Origin of the sequence: Sphingobacterium sp. MYb382 (genome assembly GCF_037572665.1) — a bacterium.
Taxonomy (GTDB): domain Bacteria; phylum Bacteroidota; class Bacteroidia; order Sphingobacteriales; family Sphingobacteriaceae; genus Sphingobacterium.
On the sequence record NZ_JBBGZT010000011.1, the window covers coordinates 170,735 to 187,952 of the forward strand.

Annotated in this window: 12 protein-coding genes; 6 read left to right on the forward strand and 6 right to left on the reverse strand. The window is 40.3% G+C overall.

Translation table 11 applies throughout. The annotated features are described in order from the left end of the window. Positions 1 to 203: 203 nt before the first annotated feature. The 4 genes from bioB to WH223_RS05045 all read right to left on the reverse strand — a co-directional run bounded on the left by bioB (position 204) and on the right by WH223_RS05045 (position 7,213). The gene (bioB, locus tag WH223_RS05030; protein ID WP_340046446.1) at positions 204 to 1,199 is read right to left on the reverse strand and encodes a biotin synthase BioB; all 996 of its coding nucleotides are present in this window, start codon (positions 1,197 to 1,199) and stop codon (positions 204 to 206) included. Positions 1,200 to 1,481: 282 nt separating this feature from the next. After that, positions 1,482 to 2,300: a ZIP family metal transporter gene (locus tag WH223_RS05035; protein ID WP_340046447.1), complete on the reverse strand. Its 819-nt coding sequence runs from the start codon at positions 2,298 to 2,300 to the stop codon at positions 1,482 to 1,484. A 156-nt stretch (positions 2,301 to 2,456) separates the two neighbouring features. Next, entirely contained in the window at positions 2,457 to 3,779 is a 1,323-nt protein-coding gene (locus WH223_RS05040) for a serine hydrolase domain-containing protein (RefSeq protein WP_340046448.1), read from the reverse strand. A 185-nt stretch (positions 3,780 to 3,964) separates the two neighbouring features. Continuing rightward, positions 3,965 to 7,213 (reverse strand): TonB-dependent receptor, encoded by a 3,249-nt coding sequence (locus WH223_RS05045; protein WP_340046449.1) that lies wholly within the window; start codon positions 7,211 to 7,213, stop codon positions 3,965 to 3,967. Between the two features lie 584 nt (positions 7,214 to 7,797). Between WH223_RS05045 and WH223_RS05050 the strand changes: the two genes are divergently transcribed. The 4 genes from WH223_RS05050 to WH223_RS05065 all read left to right on the forward strand — a co-directional run bounded on the left by WH223_RS05050 (position 7,798) and on the right by WH223_RS05065 (position 12,857). Then, positions 7,798 to 9,183: a hypothetical protein gene (locus tag WH223_RS05050; protein ID WP_340046450.1), complete on the forward strand. Its 1,386-nt coding sequence runs from the start codon at positions 7,798 to 7,800 to the stop codon at positions 9,181 to 9,183. Positions 9,184 to 9,234: 51 nt separating this feature from the next. Beyond that, positions 9,235 to 10,374 (forward strand): hypothetical protein, encoded by a 1,140-nt coding sequence (locus tag WH223_RS05055; protein ID WP_340046451.1) that lies wholly within the window; start codon positions 9,235 to 9,237, stop codon positions 10,372 to 10,374. A 50-nt stretch (positions 10,375 to 10,424) separates the two neighbouring features. Then, on the forward strand, positions 10,425 to 11,345 hold the full coding sequence (locus WH223_RS05060) for a gliding motility-associated C-terminal domain-containing protein (RefSeq protein WP_340046452.1): 921 nt from the start codon (positions 10,425 to 10,427) through the stop codon (positions 11,343 to 11,345). Between the two features lie 171 nt (positions 11,346 to 11,516). Beyond that, positions 11,517 to 12,857 carry a sigma-54-dependent transcriptional regulator gene (locus tag WH223_RS05065; RefSeq protein WP_340046453.1) on the forward strand — a complete coding sequence of 447 codons (1,341 nt, stop codon included), beginning with the start codon at positions 11,517 to 11,519 and terminating at the stop codon, positions 12,855 to 12,857. Between the two features lie 396 nt (positions 12,858 to 13,253). Here the strand turns inward: WH223_RS05065 and WH223_RS05070 are convergent, their stop codons facing one another. Then, positions 13,254 to 13,397, reverse strand: a complete 144-nt coding sequence (locus tag WH223_RS05070; RefSeq protein WP_340046454.1) for a hypothetical protein — start codon at positions 13,395 to 13,397, stop codon at positions 13,254 to 13,256. Positions 13,398 to 13,560: 163 nt separating this feature from the next. Beyond that, the gene (locus tag WH223_RS05075) at positions 13,561 to 13,977 is read right to left on the reverse strand and encodes an XRE family transcriptional regulator (protein WP_340046455.1); all 417 of its coding nucleotides are present in this window, start codon (positions 13,975 to 13,977) and stop codon (positions 13,561 to 13,563) included. A gap of 356 nt (positions 13,978 to 14,333) precedes the next feature. Between WH223_RS05075 and WH223_RS05080 the strand changes: the two genes are divergently transcribed. Next, on the forward strand, positions 14,334 to 15,458 hold the full coding sequence (locus WH223_RS05080; RefSeq protein ID WP_340046456.1) for a sensor protein KdpD: 1,125 nt from the start codon (positions 14,334 to 14,336) through the stop codon (positions 15,456 to 15,458). Between the two features lie 23 nt (positions 15,459 to 15,481). Further along, complete coding sequence (locus tag WH223_RS05085) at positions 15,482 to 17,209, forward strand: sensor histidine kinase (protein ID WP_340046457.1); 1,728 nt, start codon at positions 15,482 to 15,484, stop codon at positions 17,207 to 17,209. Positions 17,210 to 17,218: the final 9 nt, after the last annotated feature.

The window sequence follows — 17,218 nt, forward strand, 5'->3', positions numbered from 1 at the left end:
TGTAATGGTCGTAAATACAACTTGCTTTGGTGCATTATGTATGCCGAAAGATGTTGTACAATAATACTGATGGCATTATAAAAGATCGTATTGTAGTAAATAGTAGTTGATTTGTAGAAGTAACTAGCCCCTAGAATCTGTATCAGTTTCTTAGGACTAGTTGTATAGGTAGGGTAGTAGCAATTTTTATTTAACTATTCTGTTTAGGAAACAAGCTCTTGTTCTTTTGTTTTCTTGGCTAAGGGTTTTAAGCCTAAAGTTTGCAGTAAAGCTAAATCTTCGTCAATGCCAGGGTTTGGCGTCACCAATAAGGTTTCTCTTTCACCCGTGAAGATTGAATTGGCGCCAGCCATAAAACAGAAAGCCTGCTCTTGCTCCGACATTTCTAAGCGCCCAGCACTTAAGCGAACCATAGTAGTAGGCATGGCAATACGCGCTGTAGCTATCATACGTACCATCTCCCAGCTATCTACTTTCGGATTGTTTTCTAAAGGCGTTCCTTTGACACGCGCTAAAGCATTAATAGGCACTGATTCTGGATGTACTTCCATGTTGGCTAATGTTAGAATCATAGAAATTCGGTCATTGATCGTTTCTCCAAGACCTATGATTCCACCTGAACACACCGTAATTCCTGCTTTGCGTACATTATTTATGGTATCTAGGCGGTTGTCAAATGTGCGTGTAGATATAATGTTGTCGTAGTTGCTTTCAGAGGTGTCGAGATTGTGGTTGTAAGCATATAGGCCCGCTTCTTGAAGACGTTGCGCTTGCGACTCTGTTAACATACCAAGGGTACAACAGACTTCTAATCCCATTTCGTTTACACCTTTTACCATATCTATAATGCGGTCAAAATCACGGTTGTCGCGTACTTCACGCCATGCCGCAGCCATACAGAAGCGGGAAGAGCCTCTGTCTTTAGCCTTTTGTGCCTCTGCCAAGACTTTCTCTGTAGGCAAGAGCGCTTGAACTTTTACGTCGGTATGGTAACGCGCTGCCTGTCCGCAGTAGGAGCAATCTTCGGGGCACCCACCAGTCTTCACCGACAAGAGAGTTGACAGCTGTATCTCGTCGGCATTATGCCATTGACGGTGTACGGTGGCCGCTTCATAGATTAAAGCCATTAAGGGTTTGTTATAAATCGCAGACAACTCTTCTTTTGTCCAATCGTGTCTTACTATATTTTGATTCTGCATACTTCTTCTCCAATTAATGCAAGCAGGTATTCGCTTTTTAGCATAGCCATGTCGGCCGACATTATTTATCTTTTGTATGCTGAAAAAGCTAGGTGCTTACGAGGACAAACCTATAAAGTATTTGCGGGAAGGGAAGGTGCCAGATTTATTTTAGCAGGTAGTCCAGTTGGATAAATGGCCATATATCAGATGTATACATGGCTTGTTGCGTAGGGAGGGAATGGGGTTTGAGTAACTAGGCCAGCCTGTTATTTTCTGTAATTGCAGATTTTGGTATAGATTTTACCCCAAAGCTACATCTAAGGTCATCATGACGATAAATCCAGCGATAAATCCGATAGTAGCGATGTCAGAGCTTCTATTTTGCTGGGCTTCTGGTATTACTTCTTCTACAACGACAAAAATCATGGCGCCTGCGGCGAATGCTAAAGCATAGGGCAGGATAGGTGTGAAAGTCGTAACGGCCAAGGCGCCAAGTACACCTGCAATAGGCTCAACTACAGCAGACGCCTGTCCATACATAAAACTTTTGCGACGGCTTAATCCCATTCTACGTAAGGGCATCGCTACAGCGATACCTTCCGGAAAATTTTGCAAGCCAATGCCAATGGCTAGGATAACAGCTCCCGCGATACTTGCTTCAGGAATTCCGGCAGCAACACCACCAAAGAGTACACCGACTGCGAGGCCTTCAGGGATATTATGTAGCGTTATGGCTAATATCATTAAGGTACTTCGTTGCCACGGTGTTTTAACGCCTTCTACCTTTTGGAAGTTTACATGTAGATGGGGTAAAACTTTATCTATCGCAAAGAGAAAGCCCGCACCGATAAGAAAGCCTACAACAGAAGGGACGACCTTCGCAAATCCCTCCCCAGGGCTCATCTCTAAAGCAGGAATAAGCAGGCTCCAAATACTAGCAGCAACCATAACTCCTCCCGTAAATCCCAGCATGCCGTCCATCACGCTTTTCTTCGCTTCTTTGAATAGGAAAACAGAAGCAGCACCCAATGCCGTAACAAGCCAAGTGAAAAGGGTGGCATATAGTGCCGCAAGGATAGGGTCAATACTTTCTAAATAGGAAATTATGCTTTCAATCATGTGGTTAGAAATGTTTGGCTGTGAAGATACAAAAGCTTGACGACTCTAACACGTTTAAAGGTTGTAAAAAATAAGCCCATCAAGGATTTTTTTACCTGATGGGCTTGTTTGTTTTATCTATTTTAGATTAAAGAAAACTTCTATAGAACAGTCTATTTAATCCTTTTTGTAAGCATATTCTTGGCCACCTTGTTTAAGGATAAAACTGTTATCCGCACTATTGAACTCGATGACTATTTTAGCTGTTTTAAATTCAAAAACATCTTTTTTTACAGGATCCAATGGAAAAGAAGGTTGACCAGTTGCCTGTGCAAATAATTTGTTACCCTCTTTAGTGATGGTTATTTTAAGTGGTATTTGTGCTGAGCTGTATCCTCCCAAATAAGGCGCTAAGTCTGCTTCTTCAACTTTTATGGTGCTAAATTCAGGGATTGTATAGTCTTTGTTGAAGGTAGCACTCAACAACGTAATGGCTACCTCGTTAACATCTAGGCTAGCACCATTACTGGTTACCGCTAAACCTACTTCTTGACTAGGGAAAAAGCCCCAGGTAGAGCGAAATCCATCGATACCACCGTTATGGCCGAATGCTTTTTTATCATCAAAGCCTAAAGGGAACAAACCACGACCATAGCCATCTTTCAGCTCCTCCATTTGTTGTAAGCTATTTGCTGAAAGAAGCTTGCCTGTGAAAAGTGCGTGACCAAATTTAAGTAGGTCACTAGGGTTTGACACAATGGCGCCAGCCCCTAGAGGAACCGAAGGATGAGTTTCAGGCTCTAGTTTCCATCCATTTTTAGAAGAATAGGATAGGGCTTCGTTATTTTCGGGTTTGATTCCCTGTCCGAGGTATGTGTGCTTCAAGCCCAAAGGCTCGGTGATTTGTTCTTTCAACAACGTTCCGTAAGGTTTCTTATTTACTTTCTCCAAGATGTAAGTCAGAAGAACGTACGCAGAGTTACTATAGTCCGCTTTACTATCAGGTTCGAAATCAGAACCACCCTTTACGATGATGTCTACTAATTCTTTTTCTGTATGTGCCTTGCTGCTCCACGTATTGTAGTCTTCGTTACTGGTAAAGCTATGAACGCCGCTGCGATGTTGTAGAAGTTGGCTTATGGTGATTTTATCAGCATTTTTTACCGCTGGAAAGAATTTTTGCAGCTTGGTGTCTAGGCTTAACTTCTTAGTTTCAATAGCTTTAAAGATAAGAACGGAGGTGAAGGTTTTGGATATGGACCCTATTCTATAGGTGCTGGTCACATCAGCCTTGTGTTGGCTGGCAACGTCTGTAAATCCGATTGCTTTTTCATAAATCACAGTTCCATTTTTTGCCAGAGCAACTGATCCCATGAATTGGTTATGTTGGTTTAAGGCATCAAAGTATTGATCCAGTTTAGCTTTGTCAAAAGACTCTTGGGCAAAAGATGTTGCCGGCAGGAGTAAGGCGAGGAATAGGGTTCGTAAAGTTCTTTTCATAATATGTATTAAATTTAAGGCCTCTTGCTGCTGCTAAGCTGCAGAATAGCAGGGCTTTCTTCGTAGTTAGGTATTATTCAAATATAGTAAATTAAGACTTTTCTTACGCAATAGGTCGAAAATATACACAAAACGGGAATCCAATATATGGATTCCCGTTTCTATCAAGCGTTATGATTTCGGTACTAGAAAGAGTAACGTAAACCAAACTGCATCTGCCAACGCGAGGCGAAGAAGTCTTTAGCGTAGCTTGTTGTCTTGTCTTTGTCGAACGAATACTCTGGGTTGGTCGTTGCTGTTCCTGCTTTTTCCAATTTCAAACCTACGCTAGATGTAGAGTTGAATGTGTTAGGCGCGAAGTATTGAACGCCCCAGTCTTTCTTCAATAAGTTTGTTAAGTTCATAATATCGTATGTGAACGATAAGGTATGTGCTTTTTTGCTACGTTGGATGATAGCAAAGTCTTGTGTTAAACGGAAGTCTGCTTGGTAGTTCCAAGGTGTACGTGCACCATTACGTTCCGTGAAGTCACCTCTTCTTGTTTTTAAGTATTTGTCGCCATCGATGTACGCATCAAATGCTGCTGCCATCTCCGCTCCTTTAGGTGTTTGTGCAAAGAAGCTAGCTGTTTCACCTGCTTTAGGGATGTATACTAAACTTACGTTTTGGGCTGTACCATTGATTGTCGAGTTCACGAATCCTAAAGAGTAAGGTGATCCTGAAGACGCCGTAAAGAACAAGGATAAGTTCGTTACATATTTGTTGTGGTCATCCCAAGCGAAGCGGTAGTTAACCGTTGATACAATACGGTGGCGAGTATCAAAGTTAGAGTACGCTAAATCCGGGTTGTTTGGATTTAAGGCTTGATTTAACTGCCAGTTAGACTCCATAGAGTTACGAATACCGTTGGTGATATCTTTCGACTGACCATACGTATACGCTGCTGTTACATCCAATCCGTTGTATGACTTAGCCACTTGCGCTGTGATGCTATATCGGTAACCTTTGTTTGTATTTGTCAACAAGTAGGCATTCGTATATAGCGGGTTAATTGCTTGCGTGTTGTTTACCTTTTGATAGATAGGTTGTTTTTTATCTACGTCATAAGGCATGTAAATAGGCTTATCAATTAAGTTGATGTGCTTGAATTGTAAATCGTGAATAACTTTAGTGTAGATTACTTCAATTCCGAATTTCCAGTTGTCTTCCGTTCTGTAATCTACCGCTAAGCTGTTTCTCCAAATTTGTGGCATTTTGAAGTTGTTGTCGATTAAATCCACCTGTGTTTTTCCTGCAGGGTTGTTGATATCAACGCCCTGGTTTTTCACAAAGCCAGCCTCGCCAACTCCTGTCAATGCGTCTTTAATAGGGTCAGTGCCTGCTTTTGGTTTAACAGGTTTGTCGCCTGTATAGGTGTAGCGCTCATCAAATGCACCATATGAATCTCCGTTGTTGTAGTACGCATAACCTAACCAAGCGAAAGGAATACGGCCTGTGAATACCCCTGTACCACCGCGAATAACTAAGCGTTGATCTTCAAATACGTCGTAGCTAAATCCTAATCTTGGCGAGAATAAAGCTTTGCCTAAGAATTTATTTGTGATGTCTTTTGGTTTTGTATAGGTATATGTTGTGCCATAGTTAGGATCCTCTGGAGCATTGCTAGTTTTATTGCTCAACGGCTGCTTGTTTGGCATATCAGCAATATCAACACGGATACCCGGCGTAAGCTTCAGGTGATTACCTACTTGGATTTCATCTTGTGCATATACGCTGTATAAGTTTACTTTGAACTTAGCAGGAGGGTTAGCGATGATATTTTCACGACTATTATCTGCATAATTATAGTTTGTACGCACCCGGTTAGGTTGATTTTTTAAGAAATCATCGATGCTACTATACGTAACACGGCCGTTCCATGAGTTTACGAAACCATAGTTGATGTTGTAAAATTCGTTGTGTGTACCGAAAGTAAACGTATGGTTGTTTTTAACCCATGTCAAGTTGTTCGTTAATTCGAATGTCTTTTGCTTCATATCGAAGATGGAAGCCTCACGGTCTGTACCTAAGAAAAGTGTTCCTCCTCGGTTTGCAATTTCGATTTGTGGTACAGAAGGGTTCGATGTTGGCTGACGGTAATCGTGGATACTCGAGTAACCTAAAATTAAACTATTAGACCAGCCATTGTCGAAACGGCTTTTTAGTTCGGCTACTGTTGAGTTTTGATTGTTGAATTGCTTGAAATCGATACTACCGAAGCGGAAGTTATCTTGGTCACGCTCTAAGTTGGTAGCTTCCGACTTGATGGTGTTATTACGGATAGACAACTGATGCTTATCGTTGATAATCCAGTCTAAACGATTGAAAAACTTATTCGATTTAGAGTTGATATCATAGTTGTCATAACTTCCTGCATCTAAACCGTATGTTTTTTGGAAGTGATCACTGATTTGCTTTGCCTCATCCAACGTGATACGTTTCATGTCGGCAGAACCCGCTGCTAAGATGATAGGATCTTGTCTGCGTGTGATCTCTTCGTTAGTGAAGAAGAACAATTTATCCTTAATCAAAGGAAATCCTAAACGGAAACCTGTTTGGTATTCGTGGAAGTCAGAAGGTAATTTAGAATTGTCACCCGCTCTATTTTTACCGGTTATTTTTGCACTTCTACCAAATCCATATACTGATCCCGTAACTTCGTTGGTACCGCTACGCGTTACCGCATTAATTGAACCACCGAGGAAGTTACCAATCTTAACGTCGAATGGCGCTAAGTATACTTGGATATCTTGAATAGCATCAATAGAAACTGGGTTTGTACGTGTACTGCTTCCTGGCTGACCTGAAGTACCACCTTGACCACCCATTGATGGGCTAAAACCAATAGCATCATTATTTATTGCCCCATCTAAGGTTACGTTATTATAACGGAAGTTTGTTCCTAAGAATGAGTTATTATTACTTTGTGGAGTTTTACGTGTGAAATCTTGTAAACTACGGCTAATCGTAGGCATCGTTTTTAGCTGTGTCGCATTGATGCTTGTATTTGCACCCGTGTTACGTGCTTTGTTTCCTTTAACAACAACTTCACCAATCGTGTGCACATCTTCTTCTAAAATAAAGTTTTGTGTGCTAGAGCCTAAAGCTAAATTGATACTTGTAAGCTCCGTCTTTTTGAAACCCACATAATCCGTAAATAGGGTATAGGGACCACCGGGGTTCATATTCGCCAATGTGTAACGACCATCTTGGTTGGTCTGTGTACTAATTTTGGCATTTGTGCTCGTGTTGATCAAGGTGATGGTCACACCAGCCATGTTCTCTCCATGGGCATTAGCGACACGACCACTGATCGTGGAGGTTGTAATTTGTGCTGAGGCACAATGCGCAACCACCGCAAATGGGACAGTAAGGAATAGATTAGATAGTTTCATGGTTTTTTACAATTTCTAGACGAAAGTCTTTTTCTAATGTAAAGCCTATGTTAAGCAATTGTTATGTTTTAGCTCAAGTGTAATTCTTAATATTTACTTCATGAGTTGGTAATATTAACTTAATATTGAGGCTTGTAGCTAAGTCTATGTTTTCTTTTGGACTGGGATTTACCCTCTTCGTTAGTTTTATATTACCTTAACGTTATTCCTTTTGCGTGTTATGTGATTTAACTTATATTATTTTAATGTAGTGCTGCTATCTCTTTTTGATTAATAAAATTTCATTATCATTTCAAGAAAACTATTTTAATACAATTGATACTTAAATAATTGTCCTAAGTGGGGTGGACATTGTTTTGTTGCTTTTTTAATAAATTAATAGCTAATTTGTCACTTGTTAATATATTGTTTTGATTAATTTATTTATTAAATAATTTCAAGTTAATCGAAAAACAATAAAAATATTTCTATTTTCGTAAACAATAATTTTAATCGATTGTTAATAATTGTGGGCTAATTGTTTATTATGAAATAATTTTTCTGAATCTGGTTTTAACCATTATCCAGTTTCAGCACATTGATCTATGACAAAGACAAAGTTAGTTTGGTTTTACTTCCTTTTAATTTCGCTACTCTCTACAGGAGTGGTGGACATTGTCCATGGACAAACATTTAAGAAAAGAACTTATGCTAATTTTCAAATGCATAGTGTCGGTTTATTAGGGTCTGTTACCAATCCATTAAATGCAATTACAACCGCTCCTGAAAAACTTAGGGATAGTACATCAATAGCCATAGGTATTAGTTTACTCGGATTAGGGACGACAACACAATTTTTAGAATTTACAACAGATGGTTCGCATGCCAATAAACGAACGTTGGCTGCAGGAACAGAGGTTACAGTAAAGCTATCTCTGCCACAGTCGCTTTTGGCAGTAGCATCAGGTATCAGTGTAGGTAGTTTTACGAATCTAAATACTGGTTTCTTAGGTGCTGTAACAGCAACGCAGAAGGAAATATATAACGGAAACAATCTACTTGCTCTGTTGAGCGGTTATGGTACTGTCGAAATAACGATGAAGCCTGACGTAGCTTTCAACGGAGTCTATGTTTCATTGAGTGGAATTTTGGGTCTTGCCCTATCAACCAATGTGTATCACGCTTATATTGTGGAGAATGCAACCGGTTCCATCCCTTGTAGCGATGCTAATATTCCAATAGACGTCTTGTACGGTGTATCCTCCGGGACGCTCAATTTGTTAGGTTCCCTCGTTAATGTCGATAAAGCATATCATGTCTTAAACAACAATCCCAATCAATTTGCATTAATGACCGTTATCGTAGGCGCACTCAATAACGCCTTTATACAACCTGTTTTTTCAGCGGCAAATAAACGAACTCAATTAGTGAAGCTTGTTCTAGAAGACCCTGGGGGTTTGTTGCTTACGCTTAGTTTGCTCTCCGGATTTTCCATTCAACCCTATTTATACGATAAACCGGTAGGTCCTGCAGTTCAAGCCAGTCAGTTTTTAGATCTACGTTTATTAACGACAGGCTCAAAAAAAGTGTCATTTCTGGCCAAGGTGGATGTGGCTTTTGATCGGATTGATATTCGCATGAATAATACGGTTACGGCACTAAAAACATTAAGGGTGTATGAGGTGAGTAGATCGAGCTATTTAGGTTTATTTCCTGAAGAACAGTTGAAAAGCAAGTTAACGGCTTGTGAAGTTGTAGACTTAAAGAATGCGATTGATGAGATGGACTTGGTGCATTATACCTATAAATATTATACCGTGGAGACGGGAGGAACAGCATTGGCTTCATCACAAGTAGCCACTTCAGGAACCTATTATATTGAGGCCGTCGATAAAGAAACGAACTGCCCTTCTTTTCGAAGGTTGGTCGTCGCGCATGTTTTACCACTACCCGGCAAACCCCATTTAACCATTCAAAATGTAATTAATTAACATGAAATAAAAGAAAACAAAAAAATAACAAAACAATTAAAGCTTATTAAAATGAAAACAAAAATTCAAAAATTCAAAATCGCGCTTGCGGTGCTCTTGCTTTGCGGAGGACTTGGCAGCGTTGCGCAAGCTCAAACAAGTGTTGGTACAGGTACCATTCCGAAAGGTCCTGTAAATCTTGGTCCAGGAAGCTCCAGTGTTGCTGCCAATAGAGGAACCGCATTAGGCTCTAGTTTAGTGCCAGCCTATGAAAATTCTAATGTTGTCTTATTTTACGATCCGACTACTAAGCCAGGATTTACGTTGGTAGCCAGTGAGAATGAGGATTTAACGGATGTTACAGGTGCTACTGGTAGAACAGCTCGTAAATTTACAGACTATAATTGGTTCTATATGGGAACTGCTGGTACAGCAGCAGCAGCAGGTACGGCATTTAACACCAACCTTGCTGCAGGTGGTTACGCTGTGAAAAACGCTACACCAGGCGTATCCAACAAACTAACGTTAACAAACTTGACAGAAGGATTTCATTATTTCAAAGTGCAAGGGGTTGTCAATCCAGATGGTATTCCAGAAACGGAATTATGTGTTGTTAAAGAAGAGATTTATGTTGTTTACGTACTTCCTACTTTAAAAATAACGGCTACTGGTGTTCTGCCGAGTGGAACTACAGGATTCCAGTACTGTGAATCGGAGACAGAAGGTACAAATACACAAAGTAAGTTAAAGGTAGCAACGACTTATGCTTTTGAAAATACAGACTTAACTAATCCAGCAGCTTCAGCTTTCGAAGTTAAATACAACTGGTATGCAGTGAAAGGTGTGGAGTCTGCACCGGGATCAAACGTTTACACGTATCCGTTTTCAGAAGCGACTGCTAAAACGGCTGTTCCTACTACTGTTACAGGTGTAACATTGCAAACACCAACGGCACTAACGAGTGTTGCTGGAGCTATAGAGGATTTTGCGCCACAGCTTAAAGAGTTTGGTAAGTACAAGCTTTTTGTGGAGGTAGAGTATACCTTGAAAGATAGAGGTGTAGGTAAAGGTGTTGAGTCGCCAACAGATCGTCATCGTACCTATGCAATCTATAGAGCATTTGCGAAGGATGCTGCTGGTACAGATCTTGTATTAGCTGTTACGCCTACGCCAGGTAAACCACATATTACAATCGAAGATGTTAAAGACTAATCTTTGTTAAACAAATTCGATTAACCGATATGCGTAGTCTGTCCCTATATATGAGCTTGCTCTTAACTGTATTGCTGTTTCTTACCCAAGAAACAGTAGCACAGCAGGGGCAGACTTTGCATATTGTTAAAGGTAAAAAGGTCACTTTACGTGCCGATGCCACCCATGCTATATCCTATATTTGGTTTCGTAATAACGAACCGCTGAATGGTCATCATGACCAACGCTTGGTGGTTACGGAGCCTGGTATTTATACAGTTATTGCCTTGGGCGATGGCTGTGATTCGGATGTGTCGGACCCTGTCGAGATAACATTAGACCCGCAAGGGCGCGATATTACCGTCGATGTTGAAATACGTAATCTTCCGGAGGTGCGTACGGCAGAACTTGGACGTCCGTTCAATTATCAGTTAATGATTCTTAACAATGGTGACAACGAGGCTACTGAACTGCTTGTCACTTTTGATATACCGCGTGAGCTGGAATATATTGCTCCTGTAGGCTCATACATTGGTGAGTTGACCTATATTGCAGCAAGACGACAAGTGTTGTGGAAGGTTCCTAAACTAGCTGCTAAAGAGTCGTTATCTATTTGGTTGTCGGTAAGTGGTCAGGCTGATGGTCAAGCGATAACTATGGCTAAAGTAGAGACCAAAGAGACGGACCGCAATTTATCCAATAATCAAGCAAAATCTGAGGTTAAGATTCTCTTCCTCTTTATTCCTAATGTTATCACGCCTAATGGTGATGGTAAGAATGATGCTTTTGTTATTAAAGGTTTAGAAATCTTTAATAAACGCCGTTTACGTATCTATACACGTTATGGCAACGAAGTTTATCATGCTGAACAGTACAATAATAACTGGACCGCAGATGGTTTAAATGATGGTACTTATTTCTATATTTTAGAAATTGAAGGTGCCAACTATAAATCGCGTGTGATGAAAGGTTACGTGACTGTCATTCGTTAAGTATTTTTATACTTAACACAAAAAAACATATTTCTTTTGTTTACTAAGGCTTGCCAACTTTATTTTTGGTAAATCCATTATTTTATCCTTTAAATAAGTTTACTTTGCTTTAAGGTCCATTTGGCACGGATTTTAAGTTGCCTATAGGGAAATAGCAAAATTAGATTAACTATGGTTAAGGTACTTATTATCGATGATGAAGAGAAGCTACGTGGGCTACTAGCGCGGATTATTCAGCTAGAAGGATTTGATGTAGTGGAGGCTTCGACAATCAAAATCGGATTAAAAAAATTGGAACAAGAGGCTATTGATGTGGTACTGTGTGATGTTAAGTTGCCCGATGGTAATGGTGTTGATACCGCCAAGCTAATTCGTGAACGCTATCCAGCCATTGAAGTTATCTTATTGACCGCCTACGGCAATATCCCTGATGGGGTACAGGCTATAAAAAATGGTGCTTTTGATTATATCACGAAAGGGGATGACAATAATAAAATTGTGCCTCTTTTGTACAAAGCCGCTGAAAAGGGAGCTTTAAATAAAAAAGTCCAGCAGCTCCAAAAGCAGCTCGGCGAAAAACATTCATTCGACAAGATTATAGGTAAGTCTAAGAGCATTCAGCAGGCTATTTCTTTAGCTCAAAAGGTTGCTGGAAGTGATACGACAGTATTGTTAACGGGGGAGACGGGAACAGGTAAGGAGGTCTTTGCACAGGCTATTCATCAAGCCAGTGGCCGTCATACTTTTAGCTTCGTTGCCGTCAATTGCTCTGCCTTTAGTAAAGATTTGTTAGAGAGCGAGCTTTTTGGACATAAAGCCGGTGCTTTTACTGGCGCTATGCGTGACCAAAAAGGACTCTTTGAGGAGGCTCATCTAGGTACGCTGTTTTTGGATGAAATTGGAGAGATGGCTATAGAATTGCAAGCTAAAATTCTACGTGTTTTAGAAACTGGCGAGTTTATCCCTGTCGGGGAAGTCAAACCGAAGAAGGTGAGCGTGCGAATTATTGCTGCAACCAATCGTAATCTAGAGACGGAAATCGAAAATGAACATTTCCGTTCTGACTTGTTTTACCGTCTGTCGGTTTTTAGTATTCACTTGCCTGCCTTGAAGGACCGTAAAGAAGATATTAAAGCCTTAGCCGATTATTATGCTAATTTCTTCGCACTAAAAAGTAATCGGAAACCTTTTCGCCTAACTGATGAATATATTAAAGCGCTAGAGGCGAACAATTGGAAAGGAAATATAAGGGAGCTTCGAAATGTTATTGAGCGTAGCGTTATATTGGCCGAGGCTGATACTTTAGATGTCGATACGTTGCCGCTTGATTTGCAATATGCTAAGACGGAGGGGAAAGTGTTCTCAGCCTTTTCAATGGCGAGTGCTGAGAAGCTGCATATTCAAAAAATATTGAATCATACAGGAGGAAATAAAGCTGAAGCTGCTCGCTTGTTGGAGATTGGTGTGGCTACTCTATACCGCAAAATAGATGAGTATAAAATATTGAGTTAATAAAATACGTTTTTAAAATAGGTATATTGCTGTTTAAAGGAGTTGCTCGAAATGCTACAACATTGACTTGCGTTAGGGATAGCAGCCAAAAGCCCGTCCCAAAGGGGAATGCCCAGATTATTTTTTAAGTAGCGTTTCGAATTTTATCATCATCTCATCCTTTTCTTTGAGCATACGCTCATAAAGTGCTATCTTTTCTTCGTGCAATTTTTTTAACTCATCCAAGGGATTGATATTAAAGGTCGAATTCGTATTTCCAACAAATGCATTATCACCAAAAGTGTTTCCTATGATATTTGTCGGTTGTATTTCACTAAAATTCTGAATAGCCTCTACAGGTATTTTGAGAGCATCAGCAAATTGTTGTAGTACAGAAGTGTCTATTTTTTTATGATTTTATATTAATAATAATTTCTCTTGGTTACAGTCTTCGCCCAATTTGTAGGCTATATCTTCTGGTTTAACACCCAGTAGTTGACGGAAACGCTTCACATTTTTGCCGTGATGGATTTGGGGAGTTGTACTCATTTTACTTTTCATAAGAGATAGCATTTTTAGGGAAGCTTAAAATAAGATATTCGATTTCCGTTTGGCTGAAGGAAGGTGAACGGTAGCGTTAGGGATAGCAGCGAAAAGCCCGCAATGGAGCGCAGCAAAATGAGGACTTGTAGCGGAAAGCCCGCCCCAAAGGGGAACGCCCAGATTATTTGTTGATTATCTTTTCTAATTTTTCAATCAATTCTTTTTGTTGCTCTAGCATACGTTCGTAAAGCTCTACCATTTTATCTAAAGGATTAAAACTCGGCTGATAATTAAATACCGCAGGATTTGTCATTGTAGCATTGTCATTATTATTTATTGTATTGGAGATAACATTGATAGCCTGCTCTTCATTGAAATTCTGAATAGCCTCTACTGGGATTTTAAGAATCGTAGCGATTTGTTGCAGAATGGAGCTCTCAATGTTTTCTTTCTGTTCCAGTAAGGATATCTTTTGCTGGTTCCAGTCTTGGCCTAAATCTTGAACTAGGGTTTCTGATTTAATACCCAGCATTTCTCGGAAACGCTTTACATTTCTGCCATGATGGATATTACAAATAGGGGTTTCAGTATTATACATAATTAAATAGGTTTTATGGTTTATGGAATCCTTAAGATACGAATTTTCATTGAGTCTAGGAGTACATGAATAATTCTTACAAAACAAAGCCATTCTGTATTTGACATACAATTCAAATTGATAACAAGCTTCTCATTTTGATAGGTTTTACGGTTTGTGTTGATGGTGTAAATTGGCTAAAGTGGTTGTTAATGAGTGTTTTGTTATGTTTGTTGCGCTTTAGGCACATCTTTTGGCATAGGCTATTTCGTATAAAATATAAAACTATGATAACGATAATTTTAGTAGCGCTTGGTCTGGTATGTTTTGCCTTACTTTTTGGCAGTGTTAATTTCTTTGAGAAATTGTAATCCATTATGGAGGAACGTAAAAGCGCGGCTCATTTTTTGGACTTAATCCAAAGGTCTCGTCGCGGAAAGTTTAAGCTTTATATCGGTATGAGCGCTGGCGTAGGAAAGACGTACCGTATGCTGCAAGAAGCACATGCTTTGCTTCGCAATGGGATTGACGTGAAGATTGGTTATGTAGAAACGCATAATCGTGCGGAGACGGTGGCTTTGCTGGATGGATTGCCTATTATTCCGCGTCGCAGTCTTTTTTACAAAGGTAAGGAGTTGGAGGAGCTGGATTTGCAGGCGATTATAAACTTACGTCCTGAGGTGGTAATCGTCGATGAGCTTGCGCACAGCAACATTGAAGGTAGCAAAAATGAAAAACGCTGGCTTGATGTGTTGGATATTTTAGAGGCTGGAATCAACGTGATTAGTGCGGTCAACATTCAGCATATTGAAAGCCTTCATGACGAGGTGCTCGAAATTACAAGTATCGACGTTAAAGAGCGTATTCCCGACCGCATGTTGGCGGAGGCTGATGAGGTTGTCAATATCGATTTAACGGCCGAGGAGCTAATTGGACGATTAAAGGATGGTAAAATATATGACGCCACGAAAATTGCCGCTGCATTGGCTAATTTCTTTAAGAGTGACCATATCTTGCAGCTTCGTGAACTCGCCCTGAAGGAAGTAGCTTCGCAGGTGCAGCGGAAAGTAGAGACGGAGGTAGTTTTAAGTCGTAGTGTGAAGAAAGAGCGTTTTCTGGCCTGCATAAGTTCGAATGAAAAGGCAGCAAAGACTATAATTCGTAAAACGGCTCGCTTGGCAAACTATTACAATAGCAAATGGTTTGTGCTTTATGTGCAAACGCCGAAGGAATCGACGACTAAAATCGCTTTAAATAAACAACGGTACTTGCTTAATAACCTGCGTCTTGCGACGGAACTCGGAGCCGAAATTATAAAGGTAAAGGCTACTAGCATTGCTAAGGCTATAATCAAAGAGTGTGAAGAACATAAGATTACGACTGTATGCATGGGGAAGCCCCATTTGACATGGATGAAGGTGATTTTGGCAACGGACACGTTTCGGACTTTACTTAATACTTTGTCTAAAGAAGATATAGATTTAATTATCTTTAGTTCCTAATCTTCACTTAATAAGAATAGAAAATGCGCATTAAAACGAAACTAAATATAGGGGTGGGGATTCTCTTTTTGATGATTCTTACTTTGGCCGCTTTGAGTGGCTTATACGTTACACAGTTGAAACGCGATACCAACAATATTTTGGCCGCTAACTACAATACATTGCAGTATGCACGCAGTATGTTGCTGGCTTTGGAGGATGTGGGCCAAGATGCTGCTGCTTTTAATCGTTTTCAGTTGAGTCTTGATAAGCAAAAGCTTAATGCCACGGAAAAGGGTGAAGATGCTGTAACAGCGCAGTTGGCTCAGCATTTTGCGCAATTGAAGGCCTCTCCAGATGATAATTCTGCTATTTCTAGTATACGTCGTGACCTTTCGGAGCTGATGCGCCTAAATATGGAGGCTATTGAACGCAAGAGTGATGTTGCAGACAACACGGCTGAAAATGCGATTCTCGTTATCTCTGTAACCGGAACTTTATGTTTTATGGTGGCTTTTATTTTGCTGGTAAATCTACCTTCAAATATTGCTAATCCTATACGGGAGCTTACAGCTAGTATTAAGGAAATTGCGGGGCAGAATTATAAAAAACGTGTTTACTTTAAAGGGGGCAATGAATTTGGCGACCTTGCCCAGTCGTTTAATACGATGGCGGAAAAGCTGGAGGAATATGCGGAGAGTAAACTAGAAAAGATTTTACAAGGTAAAAAACGTATTGAAACCTTGATAGACAACCTACACGACCCTGTAATTGGTATTGATGAGCATGGAAAAGTGCTTTTCGCTAATGAGGAGGCGCTAACGATATCTGGGTTGAAGAAAATTGATTTTGTAGGTCAGCAAATTCAAAATGTAGCGTTGAAAAATGACCTTATACGTGATATAAGCAAGGATATTTTCCATCCGAAGGAGAAGAATGCTAAAGTAGAAGCTTTAAAAATATATGCCGATGGCAAGGAGAGCTACTTTGAGAAGGATGTTGTAGCTATCAACGTGGTGCCCACAGGTGAACAAGAGGCTAAGTTTATTGGACAGGTTATTTTGCTACGCAATATAACGCCGTTTAAAGAGTTAGACCTCGCCAAGACCAATTTTATGGGGACCATTTCGCACGAATTTAAAACACCTATAGCCTCGATACAGATGAGCATGCAGCTTTTGGAGAATGAGCGTACGGGAGCTTTAAATAGTGAACAAAGGGAATTGCTTCAGGGGGTTAAGGAAGATACGAAACGCCTATTGGCGATAACTGCCGAATTGCTGAATGTTACACAGCTAGAGAGTGGTTTGATTCAGATAAAAATGCTTTCTGTGCCTGTAAAACCTATTATTGACTATGCGGTGCAGGCCAATAAGGTGGCCGCGGAGCAAAAAGGTATTTCCTTGAACCTGCATATGGACAATGCGGTAACGAATGTTCAGGCCGATAGTGAGAAAACGGCTTGGGTGTTGACTAACTTGATTTCCAATGCTATCCGCTATTCGCACGACCACGCTGTGGTTGACCTTGATGTCGAGTTCCTGGAGGGAAGGACCATCAGGTTTACTGTTCGTGACCATGGTCAAGGGATACAGCATGAGTTTTTAGATAAAATATTTGAACGCTATTTTCGGGTGCCTGGAACTAAGAAAGAGGGTACTGGTTTAGGACTTAGCATCAGCAAGGAATTTATGGAAGCACAAGGCGGACAAATTGGCGTTGAAAGTGAATTTGGCGTAGGTAGCACCTTCTTCTTTACTTTAGCCTGTTAAAAAAAATGA